The sequence below is a fragment of the Rhodococcus sp. P4_B6 genome (assembly GCF_056402215.1).
Genome location: NZ_JBFUHV010000072.1, coordinates 1 through 15,432, shown reverse-complemented (window position 1 = coordinate 15,432; position 15,432 = coordinate 1). Strand labels below are relative to the sequence as shown.

Sequence of the window (15,432 nt, the reverse complement as noted above, 5' to 3'; positions counted from 1 at the left end):
GGAGAGATGATGTACAACTTGATCGTCCTGGCCGCCCGTCCGCACGACTGGAGCCACGAGCAGTTCATCCAGTGGTGGCGCGGTGAGCACGCCGACGTGACCTATCCGCTTCCCGGCCTGCGACGCTGGCAGCACACCGAAGTGCTGGACGCGATGGACGACAGGTCCCGGGAGTGGGACGGTGTGTCGATCCTGAGCTTCGACTCCCGCGAGGACCTCGACGCCGCGCTGGCCAGCCCGGAATGGCAAGCCGCAGTGGAGAACGTCGGCAAGATGCGCGGAAAGCGCATCCTCGTCATGGGCGAGGAGAAGACGATGGTCGAAGTGGACAGCGCAACATCATGAGGGCGGGGTGGATGGAGCCGGGCTGCTACGAGGTGGCGCCCGGTGTGCATCGAATACCCCTCCAGATGCCCGGTGACGGTCTCGGGGCCGTGAACGTCTACGCCCTCGAGACCCCGGACGGTCTGGCCCTCGTCGACGGTGGCTGGCGAGTCGGCACGACGTTCGAGGAGATGGAGCGGGCACTGCTCCGGATCGGCCACGGCACCGAGCAGATTCACGACATCTACGTCACCCACGTGCACCGCGACCACTACACGTTCGCCGTCGAACTCCGCCGCCGTCACGGTTCACGCGTCCACCTCGGAGTCGCGGAGGCGGACGGTCTGGCAGCGGTCGGCGCCCTCGGCAGCAACGTTCCGACGGATTCGCTGAACGAACTCCGCCGCGCGGGAGCCCCCGTCCTGGCAGACACCGTCGAGGCCCTGACCGCCGCGGAACCGTTCTACCCCGCGGACTGGGAAGAACCCGACCACTGGCTCGCCGCGGGTCCACTTCCGATCGGCCGGCACGCCCTCGACGTCGTGCACACCCCGGGCCACACCAAGGGACACATGGTGTTTCACGACGTGGATCAGGGGCTGCTGTTCAGCGGCGACCATGTCCTGCCCTCGATCACGCCGTCGATCGGCTTCGAGTTGGGCGAGTGGGACCTGCCGCTGGGGCGCTACCTCGACTCGCTGTCCCGGTTGCTCGACCGCCCCGATTCGCAACTTCTGCCGGCACACGGAGATCCGACACCGAGCGTGCACCGTCGAGTAGAAGAGCTTCTCGCGCACCACGACCAGCGATTCGATGCCATGCGCAACGCGCTGATCTCTCTCGGGCAGGGGACCGCGACCGCCGTGGCACACGTGGTCACGTGGACTCGTCGCGAAAGGCCGTTCACCACGCTCGACCCGTTCAATCAGATGATCGCCACCTGTGAGACCCTCGCGCACCTCGACACCCTGGTCGACCGCGGCCGGCTCACCGTCCGAAAACGAGACGGCCACGACGTCTTCTCCGTCGTCTGAGTCGACGTCGTCTCCGTGGTCTGAGTGGAAAGGATTCCCGTGCAGAGTCGTGAGCTCACACTGGCACACCATCCCCAGGGGAGGGTTCGACCGTCGGACTTCCGCCTCGACGTGGTGACGGTTCCCGAAGAACTCGGGCCCGGTGACATTCTCGTGCGCAACTCGTGGTCGTCGATCGACCCGTCCGTCAGGATGCGACTCGGCCCCACCGGCCCCGCCGGCTACCTGCCGCCGTTCCGCATCGGGGAGACGCTGACCGGGTTGGCCGTCGGGGAGGTGCTCCGGTCCCGTGCCCCCGGCTTCGCGCCGGGCGACACGGTGCTGCACATCAACGGTTTTCGTGAGTTCGCCGTGATCCGGCAGGACGGTGACACCCTCGCCGGGGCCGGTGGTGTGACGCGACTCGACATCGGCGAGCACCCGCCGCAGGCATATCTCGGAGCGCTGGGCAGCGCCGGGCTCACCGCGTACGTGGGATTGCACTGCATCGGTGAACTCGCAGGCGGAGACGTCGTGTGGATCTCGTCGGCGGCCGGAGCGGTCGGCAGCCTCGCCGCCCAGATTGCCAAGCTCCGAGGTCACTACGTGGTCGGCAGCACGGGATCCACCGAAAAGGTCCGGTTCCTGCTGGAAGAACTGAATCTCGATGCCGCGTTCGATTACCACACGCCGGACCTGACGCGGGCCCTCGACAGTGCGGCACCCGACGGCATCGATCTGTATTTCGATAACGTGGGCGGAACGCATCTCGGGGCCGCCCTGCATCGCCTTCGGCCGGGAGGCCGAGTGGCCATGGCCGGCGCCGTCGCGTCCTACGACGCCGAGACGGCGGCAGCAGGTCCGGACAACCTCTTTCAGATCGTGTCGAAGAGCCTCACGGTGAAGGGTTTCCGGGCCGGTGCCTACGACCACCTGCTCGGCGACATGCGAGCCGAGGTCGGGGCCTATCTCCGCGACGGGCGGCTCGTGGCCGAGGAGACCGTGTTCGACGGTCTCGAGTCGGCGCCGGACGCGATCGTTGCGATGCTGCGCGGCCGCACCGTGGGAAAGACGCTGTCCCGTCTGCGGTGACGACCCAGCCACACAGCAAACCTGGCCACAGCAAACATGGCCTCCGCATCGCGCGGAGGCCATGTTCGTGTGCCGGGGTTCAGGCAGCCGTCCACCCGCCGTCGGCGTAGATCTCCGATCCCGTGATGAAGGTGGAGTCGTCGCCGGCGAGGAAGGCGACCGCGGCCGCGATCTCCTCACCGCGCCCGAGCCGGCCCATCGGCGTGCCGGCGAGCATCTCGCGGTGACGCTCGGTGCCCTCCCACCGTTCGAGCAGCGGTGGCGTCGCGATGAATCCCGGGTGCAGCGAGTTGACCCGCACGCCCGCTTTCGCCCAGTGCAGGGCAGCGTTCTTCGTCATCGTGCGGACGGCGCCCTTGGCGGCCGCATAGGCGACACTGTTGCCCAGGCCACCCACGGTTCCCAGGATCGAGCACATGTTCACGATGGAACCGCCGCCGCTGCGTTCGATCAGGGGGCCGGCATGTTTCATGCCCAGCCACGTGCCGGTCTGGCCGATCCCGATCACACGATCCCAGTGCGCTCGGGTTTCGTCCTCGGCTGTTGCGACACTGCCGATGGCAGCGTTGTTGACCAGGGCGTGCACAGCGCCGAACTTTCCCTCGACTGCCGCGACGACCGCCTCCCACTGCTCCTCGGAGGAGACGTCCAGGGCGTGCGCGGCATGTCGCTCGGGCTGGGCGAGAGTGCGGAGCAGGTCGTGGCAGGCCGATTCGTCGAGATCGGTGACGACGACGTGGGCGCCTTCGTCGGCAAGCCTGCGGACTATCTCGACGCCGATTCCACCGGTCGCACCCGTCAGCAGGACGACCTTGTCGCGAAGCCGGTCAGGTCCCACACTCATCTGTACTCCTCGTCATTCGTTCGGATCGGGCAGGACATACCGATATCACAGGTTGCTCAACACGTTCCGGCCACCGACGAGCATCGCGAACACGACGCCGATGCTGGTCACGGCCGTCATGAGCAGCGCCATCGCCGCCACCAGCGGGTACGAACCGTTCTCCCACAGGTCGAACAGCAGCGTGCCCATCACCTGTGTCGTGGCGGCACGGACGAGCAGCGAGGCGGCGAACTCGTGGGTCAGCAGGATGAACATCAAGGCGACGGCACTGAGCACGGTCGGTCTCATCAGCGGCAGGATCACCCGGAGATTGGTGACGAACGGGCTCGCGCCACTGGTCGCCGAGGCCTCGGCGTAGGTCTCCCCGAGCGACAGCATCGCCGTCATCTGCATCCGGGTGGAGAACGGCACCATGAGCACGACGTACACGAGGATGATGACCGCTTTGGTGCCGTAGAGGATCAGCGGAGGCTGCGTGTAGGTCAGCAAGAACCCGACACCGAAGATCACCGCCGGAATGCCCAGGGGGAGAGCCGTGATCACGTCACCGATGGTCCCCAGGACCCGGTGCTTGCGGCCTCGCACGAGCAGAGTGGCGGTGAGATAGCCGATCGGCACGCAGATCGCCACTGCGACGACGGAGGTGAGAAGACTGGTGAACACCGAGTCGACGATGCTCGCCGTCTGGAAGAGTGCCCGGAAGTTGTCGAGCGTGAACAGATTCCAGGACAGCGATTCCGACCAGTACGGAGACACCGCCACGATGGCGAGCCCGATCAGCGGAACGACGAGTGCGAGAATCGCGTACACGGAGATCGCGGCGGCGGCCCAGACCGAGCGACCGGTGTTCGGTGCGAACGCTTTTCCGCCGTGGGTGACGAAGCGCTTCTGATTGCCGAGAAGCATCTTCTGCGCGAGCACGACAACGATTCCGAAGATGACGAGCGGTGACCCCGCGGCCGCCGCGGCCGCGAAATCCGCAGGCGACTCCGACACACGGCGGTACATTTCGGTGGTGAGCACCTTCACACCCGCGTTCTGCCCCAGCAGGAGCGGCCCCGTGAACTGGCCCAGTCCGAGAAGCAGCGCGATTCCGCCGCCGTACACCAGGGACGGGCGGAGCAGCGGAAGCACGACGCGAAAGAACACCCCGAGCGTCGACGAACCGCTGATCTGTGCGGCCTCGAGGTGCTCCGAACTGATGTTCTGCATTCCCGCGCTCACGAACAGGTATACGAACGACGTGAGTCCGAAACCGGTGAGAATGATGATCCACGGCGTGCTGTAGACGTCGATCGGTCCGGAATCCACGGTGTTCCACCAGGGAAGCTTGCGCAGGAGTGCGTTCAGGTACCCCGGCCCCGGAGAGAGGAGGAATGCCCACCCGACCACGTTGGCAACCGCGGGCATCACGATAGGCAGGATGGGGACGATCCGGAGAAAGCTCAGCCGGCGTGGCAGCCTGGTGGCCGCGAACGCGAGCACCGTTCCCAGCACCATCGCGATGGCGAGCGACGTGACGGCGAGGGCGATGGTCGTCCGGATGGTCTGACCGATGTCGTACCGCCCGTACTGGGCCTGATATCCGCGAGCGCCGTCTTGGAACGCCAGCGACTGCAGCCGGAACAGCGGGAGCACGACGAGGTACGCGAGAAACGCCAGCAGCGCGCCGTACCCGAGCCGGGTCCGCCACACCGCGCTGACGACGAGCGGCCGCGCGCTACGGCTCACGGCGACGGTAGCCATCATGCCTCCGATCGGGCTGCGGCCCGAGCGAGCTCGGGAGCGTGCAGATCGACGTGCCCGTCGGGGTGCGGGAACACCCGTAGTGCGCTGGGGGAGAAGCTGACCACCAGAGGAGATCCCGTGGCGGCGCCGCGCAGCCAGGACCCGTGCCGTCCCGCATCCGCGCGCAGGTACAACCGCTCACCGCCGGCGTCGACCGTCACGTCGAAGTAGCGGCCGCCGTACTCGGAGGTGACGAGTTCACCGGTCAGGCCGACATCGCCCGGGGCGACCTCGTCGAGCGAACGGTGCAGTGCGAGGTCGTCGGGGCGCATTCTTCCCAGGGCCGCGTCGCCGCCGATGTGTCCGCCCTGGATGCCGGCCGCATCGAGATCTACCGGGGTGCCCGCGCGCGTCGTCCAGCCCTCGTGCCGCCGGACGAGCTCGAGTCGGTTGGCCATGCCGATGAAGGCGGCGACATAGTCGGAGGACGGCGTCTCGTAGACCCGCTCCGGGGTGTCGTACTGCTCGATCTTGCCCGCCTTCATGATGGCGAGCCGGTCTCCGAGCGCGAACGCCTCGGCCTGATCGTGGGTGACGAAGACGGCTGTGAAGCCGAGACGTTGGTGGAGCTGATGGATCTGGGACCGCACCTGATCGCGCAGTCGCGCATCGAGATTGCTCAGGGGTTCGTCGAACAGCACCAGGTCGGGTTGTGCGACCAATCCGCGCGCCACCGCCACCCGCTGTTGCTGCCCACCGCTGAGCTGGGAGGGATACCGGTCGAGCAGGGCCCCGCAGTCCACCATTCCCGCAGCGGTTTCGACCTGGCCGGACGCCATGGCGCTCTTCATCCGGCGGACCTTCAACGGGTACCGGATGTTCTCCCGCACCGTCATGTTCGGCCACAGCGCGTAGGACTGGAAGACCATGCCGATGTTGCGTTTGTACGCCGGAACATTGATCCGGGCCGATGCGTCGAAGACGGTGTGGTCCTTGAACGTGATCGACCCGCCCTCGGGTGTCTCGAGGCCGGCGATGCAGCGGAGCGTGGTCGTCTTCCCACAACCGCTCGGGCCGAGCAGGACGAGGAATTCACCGTCCTCGATGTCGAGGTCGAGCTGGTCGACGATGGTGTTGGACCCGAAGGTCTTGGTCAGGTTGGAAACCCTGAATTGCGATGTCACCTGGCACCTGCTTGGTTGCGAGTGGTTTGTCTTGGAGGGCGTCCGTCCGGCTCCCGGGTTCGGAGCGCCGGTCGGAGATAAAATGAATTCAGTTCATTTCAGCGTAGCGGTGGGAAGCCCGGCGGGCAAGGAGTTGCCCGGCCGGGCCGTCACGACGACGAGAGCTTGGGAGTCCTGGCGCCCGCCGACGTTCCACCGTCGATCATGAGGTCGGTGCCGGTGACGTAGCTGCTCTCGTCGCCCGCGAGGAACAGGATGGCCTTCGCCACCTCGAGCGGCAGACCCCGGCGCTGCATCGGAATGCTTTTCACATACGCATCCATGTCGTCGTCGGCGAAACCTGCGCCCGCGGTGATGGCCGTGTCGATACTGCCCGGGCACACCGCGTTGACCCGGATGTTCTTCTCCGCGAACTCCAGCGCCGCAACGCGGGTCAGGGCGCGAACGCCGAACTTCGACGCGCCGTACGCACCGAGTTCGGCGGTCGCGAGGACACCGCGCAGCGAGGACAGGTTGACCACCGACCCGCCTGCGGTCATCGCGGCGCCCGCGGCCTGCAGTCCGAGGAACGTGCCCACCAGGTTGAGATCGATCATGCGTCGCAACTCGGCGAGCGAGGTGTCCATGATCGACGCCTTGGACGCGGCGCCGGCCGAGTTGACGAGAATACGCAGCGGGTGGCCGCGGTCCGCCATCTCGGCGGTCACCCGTGACCAGTCAGCTTCGTCGGTCACGTCCAGATGCCGATAATGGGCTCTCGCACCGAGTTTCGCCGCGACACTGTTGCCCAGGTCGTCGTCGACGTCGCACAGGTACACCGTCGCGCCGTGCGCATGGAAGAGTTCCGCGGTCGCGGCGCCGATTCCTCGTGCCGCACCGGTGACGAGAGCGCAGGTGTCACGCAGTCGCACATCGTCTGAAGTCACTGGATGAATCGCTTTTCCCAGTCGGCCTGGTATTCGGTGAGCGATTCGGGCGTCAGATCGGACGGGTTGGGCAGTGCGATGTCCTGGGCCCGCGCGACGCTGCCTTCGATGCCGGGAAGGGCGCTCGCATAGCCGAGCGACAGCGCCTTCTGGCCGGCCGGGGTGACCATGAAGTTCGCCAGTACCTGAGCCGCATTCGGGTGCGGCGCCGCGGACAGGGCATGCGTGAACCAGGGTGTTCCCCACGGCGGCGTGGGCAGAGCCCAGTCGACGGGCGCACCCGATTCCTTCTCCCGCACCAGGGGTTGCACCACCGGGGTGGCGACGATCTCGCCGGACGTCAAGGCCTGGGCGACTCCCAGCGCGCTCGGGTAGATGCGCGGTTTCAGTTCGGCGAGTTTCTGGAGATAGCCGGGGCCGAAGTTCTTTTCGAAGAAGCGGTAGAAGTCGACATAGGAGGCGATACCGGACGGGTTGACGATGCCGATCTTGCCCTTCAACGCCGGGTCGAGGAGGTCTTCCGGCTTCTGCAGACCGCCGGGAAGTGCTGTCGTGTTCCATCCGAGGGAGAACACCGCCGCGCTGGTCAGGAAGAACTTGTCGGAGATGATGCTCTTCTGTGGTTCGTACTCCGGCGCGTCGAACGCCGGGCCGACGAGGTCGGCCGAGTACGTGCCCGACTCCGCGGCCGTCTCGATCCAGGCGGAGTCGGTGAGCATGTGGACGTCGGCCGTGCCGCGTTTCGTCTGATTCTCGACCTCGACCTTCGGGTTGATGTCGGCGTCCGTTCCCCGGACGTATTCGAGGGAGATCTCGGGATACTCCTGCTCGAACGCCACTTTGAGCGCCTCGAGATTGGCGGGATTCTGGCTCGAGTACAGCAGTACGCTGCCTTCGCTCTTGGCTGCCGCGACGACGTCGTCCCACGTCCCCGACACTGGTTGACTGACACCGGACCCGCCGGATCCGCAGGCGGCGGAAGCGAACGCGGCGACCACCGCGACCGCCATCAGCTTTATCGGCACACTTCTCATGGCATGAACGTCCTTCCGGAATCGGTTCGCCGGATGCGAAACCGTGTATTTGTTTTGCGGAGCGAGGGATTGAATGCGCGGCGACGGCCTACGACGAGAGCCTGTGAAGCAGCGCGGCGACCTGATCGGGAATCGTCACCATGGCCATGTGGCCGGATTCGAGAAAGACGGTATCGCCGCCGACGACGGCGGCCGATCGCTCCTGCAGTTCGGGCGGATAGCAGGCGTCCTTCGTCAACCGTACGTATGTGCGGGGTATGTCGGCCCGAAGGCCGGACAGATCGACGGACTCGGTGAGTAACGCGGCGGAGTCGTCGACCAGCTGGTCGATCATCCAGCCGGTCTGCTCGGCGTCCATGTCGTTGCAGAGCATCGCTGTGGCGCCCCCGGGATCCTGGCGATAGACACCGCCTTGTACCGACTCTTCCACTGTGGCGCGGACGTCCGGGTCGATCTGGTCGAGCACTCGCGTGCCGTCGGCCGGGACGACGGCGGAGAGGAAGACGACGTGCCGCAGTCGGCCCGCGAGCGCCGGCATGGCCGGCGTGGCCGTCACTCCGGCGAATGAATGTGCGACCAGAACGATGTCCTCGAGGTTCGCCGCCTCCACATCCTCGACGACGGCCGCGGTGCAGTCGGCGAGGGTGACGGACCGCGGGTCGGCGGACCGGCGTCTACCCCGTCCGGGGAGATCGACTGCGAGAGTGTCGCCTTCGAGCAACGGCAGGAGTGGGTCCCAGCAGGAGGCGCCCATTCCTGCGCCATGGATGAGAACGAACGACATGATTCCCCTCAAATTGAACTGATATCAGTTTGAATCTAAAGAAGTTACCGTGTGATGTCAATCACCTGCTAGCGTGAAGTGAATCCAGTTCAGTTAGGAGCATTCATGACGTCTCCACGTGCTGCTCGGCCGCTGCAGCTCGGCCCGCTTCGGTTGGCGAACCGACTCGTCGGGACGGCGCACGCCTCGGGAGCGGTCGCCGGCGGTGTCCCGTCGCCCGGCGACGCAGACTACTGGCGCCGCCGGGCAGCGGGCGGGGCCGCGATGCTGATCGTCGGCGGCACCGTGGTGTCACCGAACTCGGCCAACCGCAACGGCAACATCACCGAGGCCTGGCGTCCGGAAATCGTCGCAGGCCTCGAGGCCCGGGCACGGGCGATCACGGAGGAGGGGGCCGTGGCGGCGTGCCAACTGGTCCACCTCGGTCGTGAAACGCTCGGCGCCGAACTGTGGAGCCATCCCGTGGGGCCGACCGTCGTCCGCTCGCCTCGCGAACCGACGCGTCCCCGCGCACTCGGGCCCGCCGAAGTCGACGGGATCGTCGACGCCTTCCGCACATCCGCTGTTCACGCGTGGTCCGCCGGATTCCCCGTCGTCGAACTGCACGCAGCCCACGGATACCTGCTGGCGCAGTTCCTCTCGCCGGTCACCAACTTCGGCCCCGACGCCACGACGGTCTCGCAGCGGGTGCGGATCCTCGACCGCATCGCGGCCGCGGTCCGCGACGCGTGTCCCGGTCTCGTCCTCGGTGTGCGCGTCTCCGCAGAAGGGGGCGAAGAAGCCGGCCTCGGCATGGACGGGCTGTGTGAGCTCCTTCCGTACCTCTCCGGCTTCGACTACGTCAACGTCACTGTCGGCGTCCGCACCACCTACGTCCGGGACATGGCCGTCACCGACCCGCCGCTGCTCGATGCGGTCGGACGGCTGCGCGCGGCCACCGCGACACCGCTGCTCGTGTCACAGTCCTTCCGCACCGGTGCGTCCATCGACACCGCCCTGCGGTCGGGTGCCGACCTCGTCGGCGTGGCACGACCGCTGATCGCGGACCCGCACTTCCCGCGGAAGATGCTGACCGGCCGGGAATCCTCGATCCGCCCGTGTGTGTCCTGCAACGAGGACTGCCGGGCGTTCGACCCGGTCCTGCTCTGCTCGGTCAATCCGGAACTCGCTCCGCCGGGCGAGTCCGCACGCCCGGCGTACCCGCTGACCCTCGGCCCGACGCGCCGGTCCACGGACCGGCGCCGGATCGCCGTCGTCGGTGCGGGCCCGGCCGGGCTCGAGTGCGCGACGCGGCTCGGACCCGACCACGACGTCACCCTCTTCGACGGTCGCGACCGGATCGGGGGCCAGCTCGCGATTGCCGCGGGCGCACCACACCGCAGCGGCTGGCGTCGCCTCCTCGACTACTACTCCGACAACCTGTCGGGGGTGACGATCCGGCTGGGCCACCGGGTGAGTGCCGCCGAGCTGGAGGGCTTCGACGACGTGGTCCTGGCGGTCGGGGCCGAGGAGACGCTGCCCCGTGAAGCGGCAGGAACGACGTCGCTGCTCACGTCGCAGGCACTGGCCGGGGGAGGGGAGCCCCTGCGCGGCGCCGGCCATGTCGTCGTGGTCGACGACGGATTCGGGCTCTGGCCCGCGGCGAGTTCGGTCGAAGCCGCACTCGCCGCCGGCGCCGACCTCGTGACGGTCCTGACGCCGGCCGCGGCCTTCGCGTCGGGCCTTCCCGCAGAGGGGCGCGTGCAGTATCTGCGCCGGCTGTCGGGCCAACCGGTCGACGTGCGCGTGCTGTCGTCGATCGTCTCGGTCTCCGACGGCTCGGTCGAGTTCGAGAGCACGCTGTCGGGGGCGAGGACCCGCCTCCACGCCGACCGGGTCGTCGTCGCCGGCGAGCGGCGCTCGGCCGACTGGTCGCTCCTCGCGCCCGACAACCCACGCGTACACGTCATCGGCGATGCGCTCGTCCCACGCAAGGTCGCACACGCCGTCGCCGAAGGCCATGCTGTCGCCCGTGAGTACTTGTTAACCGCCGGCGGTTAACAAGTACTCACGGGGGCAGCGGTGTGGTTGCGCTCACACTCGCGGTCCCTTAGGTTACTGAACTGAAGTCAACTCAATTCGAATCGGCCGCCCTCGGAGGCATCGTGGATCAGTTGTTCATCACCTTGACCACCGGCATCGCCAACGGTGCCGTGTACGGTCTCATCGGACTCGGATTGGTCATCATCTTCCGATCGACCGACGTCATGAATTTCGCAATGGCATCGCTGTCCACTCTCGCCATCTATGTTGCTCTCAGTGCATACGGGGCCGGCGTGGGCATCGTCGTCGCACTGGTCGTCGCGGTCGTTTTCGGAGCCCTCAGCGGAGTCGTGGTGCGGGAAGCGCTGATCCGTCCACTGGGGCAGGGAAAGCTCTTCGCCGCGCTCGTCGTCACGATGGGCTTGTCGATCATTGTCGAGCATCTGATCGGCCAGTACTGGGGAGAGCAGCCGCGACGCTTCCCGCAGCTCATCGACGGCACGATCTCGATCGGCAACTCGAATCTGATGCTGCAGGACATCGCCACGATCGTCCTCGCCGCGCTGGCCGTGTCGGCCATTGCGTACCTCTTCACGCGTACGCCGCTCGGATCTGCGATGCGCGCGGTCGCCGAATCTGCCGAGACCGCCGAGATCATGGGCATCAACGCGCACAAGGTCGCGCGGACCGCCTGGGCTCTCGGCATGGCGCTGGCGGTGCTGGGAGTCTTCCTGTACGCCCCGAAAACCGGGGTGTCGCCGGTGATCCTCGCCCCCGTGTTGTTCCGTGCTTTCGCAGGCATCCTGCTCGGTGGCCTCACCAGCATGTACGGCGCCGTCATCGGTGGGCTCATCATCGGTGTCCTGGACAACCTCGCTGCAGCCTATATCTCCGCCAGCTTCCGCGACACGTTCGTCTTCTGTGTGGCGGTGCTCGTGCTGCTCATTCGTCCCCAGGGCATCTTCGGCCGCCAAACCTTCGAGAGGGTCTGATATCCATGGTCACAAAAGACATCTCGGCCCAGCCCACCGGACGCACCGCCCAGCGGCTGTACAGCGCCGGTCAGCTCCTCGGAGGCCCGGCTGCCGCGCTCCTCACGCTGGTGGTGCTGTCTTCCGGACTCGTACCGGGCTACCAGATGTACACGGTCGGACTCGCTGCCGTGTACGGACTGATCGTCCTGTCCATCTCGCTGCTCGCCGGGTGGACGGGTATCTGGTCGATCGGGCACCCCGCAATGGTTGCGATCGGCGCGTATGCAACCGCCTACGGCAGCAGTCACGGTTGGGGACTTGCCTTCACCTCCGTTGTCGCCGTTGTCTTGTGCGCACTGCTGGGAGGCTTCCTCGGTTTCGCCGGCTCCCGCTTCTCCGTGCTGTACGTCGCCCTTCTGACGTTGGCGTTCACCTTGGTGATCCTCGAGATCATCGGTGCGTGGAAGAGCGTCACCGGCGGCGACCAGGGAGTGCCGGTCGAGACGTTCGAGACCGCGCTCGGCGACCTCGTTCCGTCGTCCGACGAAGTCACCTACCTGGCCGTCGGAATTCTCGGTCTCGCGATCGCGGTGTCGGTGTTCCTGCGCCGCACGACCATCCGTATGCGTATGGTCGCCGCCAAGACGCACCCCCTGGCGGGCAGGTCGATCGGTATCGCTCCCGAATTGCAGTCGAGCCTCGGCTTCGCGATCAGTGCGGGTGTCGCGGGCCTGTCCGGTGTGCTACTCGCCTTGCTGTCGGGCTTCATCAGCCCGGAGGGCTTCTCGATGGTGTTCGCGGTCAACCTGATTGCCGCGACCGTCCTCGGCGGGACCGGCAGTGTGATCGGTGCCGTTCTCGGCGGCGCGTTCCTGGCGTCCGCACCGACCTTGGCGTCGTCCCTGTCGATCGACCAGCCCTACCTGATCGGGGGTGTCCTGATTCTCACCCTGCTGTTTCTCGCCGATGGAATCGTCCCGACGGCCGGGAAGCTGTTGCGCCGATTCGTCCCGGTCACCCGGGCACTCGGCCGCCCGGCGCCGTCCCTCTCGGGACCCGATCTCGTCGACACTGCGGGATCGGGCGCGAACCTGCGGGCCGATGCCGCCGAGGCGGCCGTGCTGAGGACGGAGGCACTCGGTGTCCGATTCGGTGGTCTTCAGGCCGTGCACGATATCGATCTCCGCGTCGGTGCGGGTGAGGTGCTCGCGATCATCGGGCCGAACGGGGCCGGCAAGACCACGTTCGTCAACGCCCTGTGTGGCCTGATCGGTGGCGGTGAACTCGAGGGGACGATGGAACTCGGTGGCCGACCGCTGAACGGCGTGCGGGCGACTCGTCGACGTTCGCTCGGCCTCGGCCGGACATTTCAGCATGCCGAACTTTTCGCGGAACTGACCGTTCTCGAGAATGTCAGTGTCGTCAACCGTTGGGAGCGCCGTGCCGATCGCGACTCTGCGTTGCAGGTACTCGCAAGTGTCGGGTTGGCCGACCACGTGCACCGACTCCCCGGAGAACTGCCGTTCGGGCTGCAGAAGCGGGTCGATCTGGCCCGTGCGGTCGCGGCGCTGGCCGACAACCCGCGATTGATGGTTCTCGACGAGCCGTTCGGTGGCCTCGACGCGGACGAACGTCGGACCCTCGCAGAACACATCCGCCGGCTCTCGGATTCCGGTACCTCGGTGGTCATCATCGACCACGTCCTCGACGATCTGTTCGCCGTCGCGGATCGGGTGGTGGCGTTCGACTTCGGTGAGCTGATCGCCGATGGAACCCCGGATACCGTTCTCCAGAACCAAACGGTCCGCGACTCGTATCTCGGAAACATCGACACCACACTGATCGCACCCGACATCGACCGAGCGGCGACGCCGTTGATCTCCGTGCGGGGGGTCGAGCACCACTACGCGGGTGTACGTGCGTTGTCCGGCATCGATCTCGACGTCCACGCGGGCGGCATCCTCGGCATCGTGGGCGCGAACGGCGCCGGCAAGAGCACCCTGGGCCGGATCCTGCACGGCGACCTGCACTCGACCGGCGGCACCCGGACGGTCACTGGCACAGATGCGCTGCGGCTCAGCCTGGTTCCCGAGGGGCGTGCCTTGTTCCGCACCCTGTCGGTGCGCGAGAACCTCGAGGTCRCGGCGTACGCCGCAGGAATCTCCGGCCGCCGGTTGCGCACTCGGCTCGAAGAGTTGCAGCACGGACTCCCCGAACGTGTCCGCACCCGCATGAACATCCCGGCAGGCTCGCTGTCCGGCGGCGAACAACAACTGGTCGCCATCGCCCGTGCGCTGATGGCCGACCCCGAGGTTCTGATCCTCGACGAACCTGCGCTGGGTCTGTCCCCGGCCATGGTCGACGAGGTCTACTCGCAGGTCAATGCTCTGGCGCGTCGCGGCATCACGACCATCCTGCTCGACCAGTCCCTCGCCCGCGCGCTCGAATCCTGCAGTGAGATCGTTGTTCTCCGTCAAGGTGAGGTCGTCGCGCGCGGCAACAGCGGCACGCCGGGATTCGGTCAGATCGCGGAGGCGGCGTACTTCGGTACCGAGATCCCCGCGCACATCGGGGAAGTGTTCGTACCAAAGCCGTGACGGCCGTGGGCGTTCCGCGAAGCTGAATCGCCGTCCGGATCGATCAGGCTCGGAGAAAAGGAGAACGGAGAAGATGAACAAGTCTCGGACGGCAGGACACGGCAGATTCGACGGCGCAGTAGCCCTGGTAACCGGAGGCGGATCAGGAATCGGAGCAGCCGTTGTCGCGCAGCTCGTCGACGAGGGTGCTGCCCGCGTCTACGTGGTCGACATCGTGGTCGACGAGCTGCGCCGTCGGTACGGCGACGATCCGAAGACGATCGTCCGAGTGGTCGATGTCTCGGACCCGGCGGCCGTCGACGCCGCCATGGCGGAGGTCGTCGCCGCCGAGGGCCGGCTCGACGTCGTCGTGCACGCCGCCGGTGTGGACGACCCTGAGTCCAAGAAGATCATCACGGAGGCGACTGCCGCCGGCACCCCGATCGACCTGACGGCGAACCTCACCGATGCACGGTGGCGTCGTGTGATGTCGGTCAACCTGGACGGAACATTTCACGTGGTGCGCTCCGCAGTGCGGGAAATGAAGCCGAAAGGTGGCGCGATCGTCGTGATCGGCTCGTCCTCGGCATTCGACACCTTGACGGGGTACCCGCACTACGCGGCGTCCAAAGCGGCCGTCCATGCTTTCTGCCAGGCCGTCGCCAAGGAGGTCGTGGCCTTCGGCATCCGGCTCAACCTCGTCGCTCCCGGACCGACGGAGACCGGCATGTCCGCTCGCACACCGGAAGAACTGAAAATGCAGTGGGTCAACAACACACCGGTGCCGTACGCGACACCGGACGAGATCGCGGACAACGTGCTGTTCCTCGCCTCGGAACAGGCCAGGAACGTCGTCGGTGCGGTGTTGCTCAGCAACCGTGGGCGATTCACCGTCTGAGCTCCACCCCCACCGACAACTGTGTCCCGCCCC

General features: G+C 66.8%; 13 protein-coding genes. 7 read left to right on the top strand and 6 right to left on the bottom strand.

What is annotated here, in order from left to right; genetic code table 11:
• Positions 1-9 precede the first annotated feature (9 nt).
• From AC1DWT_RS28270 to AC1DWT_RS28260, 3 genes are read left to right on the top strand one after another with little or no spacing between them, the layout of a single operon-like run.
• Entirely contained in the window at positions 10-345 is a 336-nt protein-coding gene (locus AC1DWT_RS28270; RefSeq protein ID WP_174705508.1) for an EthD family reductase, read from the top strand.
• Positions 346-356: 11 nt separating this feature from the next.
• Positions 357-1,358, top strand: coding sequence for an MBL fold metallo-hydrolase (locus AC1DWT_RS28265; protein ID WP_095863264.1), 1,002 nt, complete (start codon positions 357-359; stop codon positions 1,356-1,358).
• Between the two features lie 39 nt (positions 1,359-1,397).
• The gene (locus AC1DWT_RS28260; protein ID WP_477923206.1) at positions 1,398-2,429 is read left to right on the top strand and encodes an NADP-dependent oxidoreductase; all 1,032 of its coding nucleotides are present in this window, start codon (positions 1,398-1,400) and stop codon (positions 2,427-2,429) included.
• 79 nt (positions 2,430-2,508) lie between these two features.
• Here the strand turns inward: AC1DWT_RS28260 and AC1DWT_RS28255 are convergent, their stop codons facing one another.
• The 6 genes from AC1DWT_RS28255 to AC1DWT_RS28230 form a co-directional block, all read right to left on the bottom strand.
• Positions 2,509-3,273 (bottom strand): SDR family NAD(P)-dependent oxidoreductase, encoded by a 765-nt coding sequence (locus AC1DWT_RS28255; protein WP_095863266.1) that lies wholly within the window; start codon positions 3,271-3,273, stop codon positions 2,509-2,511.
• A gap of 45 nt (positions 3,274-3,318) precedes the next feature.
• The gene (locus AC1DWT_RS28250) at positions 3,319-5,019 is read right to left on the bottom strand and encodes an ABC transporter permease (protein ID WP_072942897.1); all 1,701 of its coding nucleotides are present in this window, start codon (positions 5,017-5,019) and stop codon (positions 3,319-3,321) included.
• Positions 5,019-6,185 (bottom strand): ABC transporter ATP-binding protein, encoded by a 1,167-nt coding sequence (locus AC1DWT_RS28245; RefSeq protein ID WP_095863267.1) that lies wholly within the window; start codon positions 6,183-6,185, stop codon positions 5,019-5,021. Before AC1DWT_RS28245 ends, AC1DWT_RS28250 begins: the two co-directional genes overlap by 1 nt.
• A gap of 149 nt (positions 6,186-6,334) precedes the next feature.
• Complete coding sequence (locus AC1DWT_RS28240; protein WP_477923203.1) at positions 6,335-7,111, bottom strand: SDR family NAD(P)-dependent oxidoreductase; 777 nt, start codon at positions 7,109-7,111, stop codon at positions 6,335-6,337.
• A complete protein-coding gene (locus tag AC1DWT_RS28235; protein WP_095863269.1) occupies positions 7,108-8,145 on the bottom strand; it encodes an ABC transporter substrate-binding protein in 1,038 nt (345 codons plus the stop codon). Before AC1DWT_RS28235 ends, AC1DWT_RS28240 begins: the two co-directional genes overlap by 4 nt.
• 88 nt (positions 8,146-8,233) lie before the next feature.
• On the bottom strand, positions 8,234-8,929 hold the full coding sequence (locus AC1DWT_RS28230; RefSeq protein WP_072942904.1) for an alpha/beta fold hydrolase: 696 nt from the start codon (positions 8,927-8,929) through the stop codon (positions 8,234-8,236).
• A gap of 105 nt (positions 8,930-9,034) precedes the next feature.
• Here AC1DWT_RS28230 and AC1DWT_RS28225 point away from each other — a divergent pair, with 105 nt between their 5' ends.
• The 4 genes from AC1DWT_RS28225 to AC1DWT_RS28210 all read left to right on the top strand — a co-directional run bounded on the left by AC1DWT_RS28225 (position 9,035) and on the right by AC1DWT_RS28210 (position 15,399).
• Positions 9,035-10,969, top strand: a complete 1,935-nt coding sequence (locus AC1DWT_RS28225) for an oxidoreductase (protein WP_095863270.1) — start codon at positions 9,035-9,037, stop codon at positions 10,967-10,969.
• A gap of 104 nt (positions 10,970-11,073) precedes the next feature.
• Positions 11,074-11,943, top strand: a complete 870-nt coding sequence (locus tag AC1DWT_RS28220; protein ID WP_072942908.1) for a branched-chain amino acid ABC transporter permease — start codon at positions 11,074-11,076, stop codon at positions 11,941-11,943.
• Positions 11,944-11,948: 5 nt separating this feature from the next.
• Entirely contained in the window at positions 11,949-14,522 is a 2,574-nt protein-coding gene (locus AC1DWT_RS28215) for a branched-chain amino acid ABC transporter ATP-binding protein/permease (RefSeq protein WP_477923200.1), read from the top strand.
• 73 nt (positions 14,523-14,595) lie between these two features.
• Complete coding sequence (locus tag AC1DWT_RS28210) at positions 14,596-15,399, top strand: SDR family NAD(P)-dependent oxidoreductase (RefSeq protein ID WP_072942912.1); 804 nt, start codon at positions 14,596-14,598, stop codon at positions 15,397-15,399.
• Positions 15,400-15,432 lie beyond the last annotated feature (33 nt).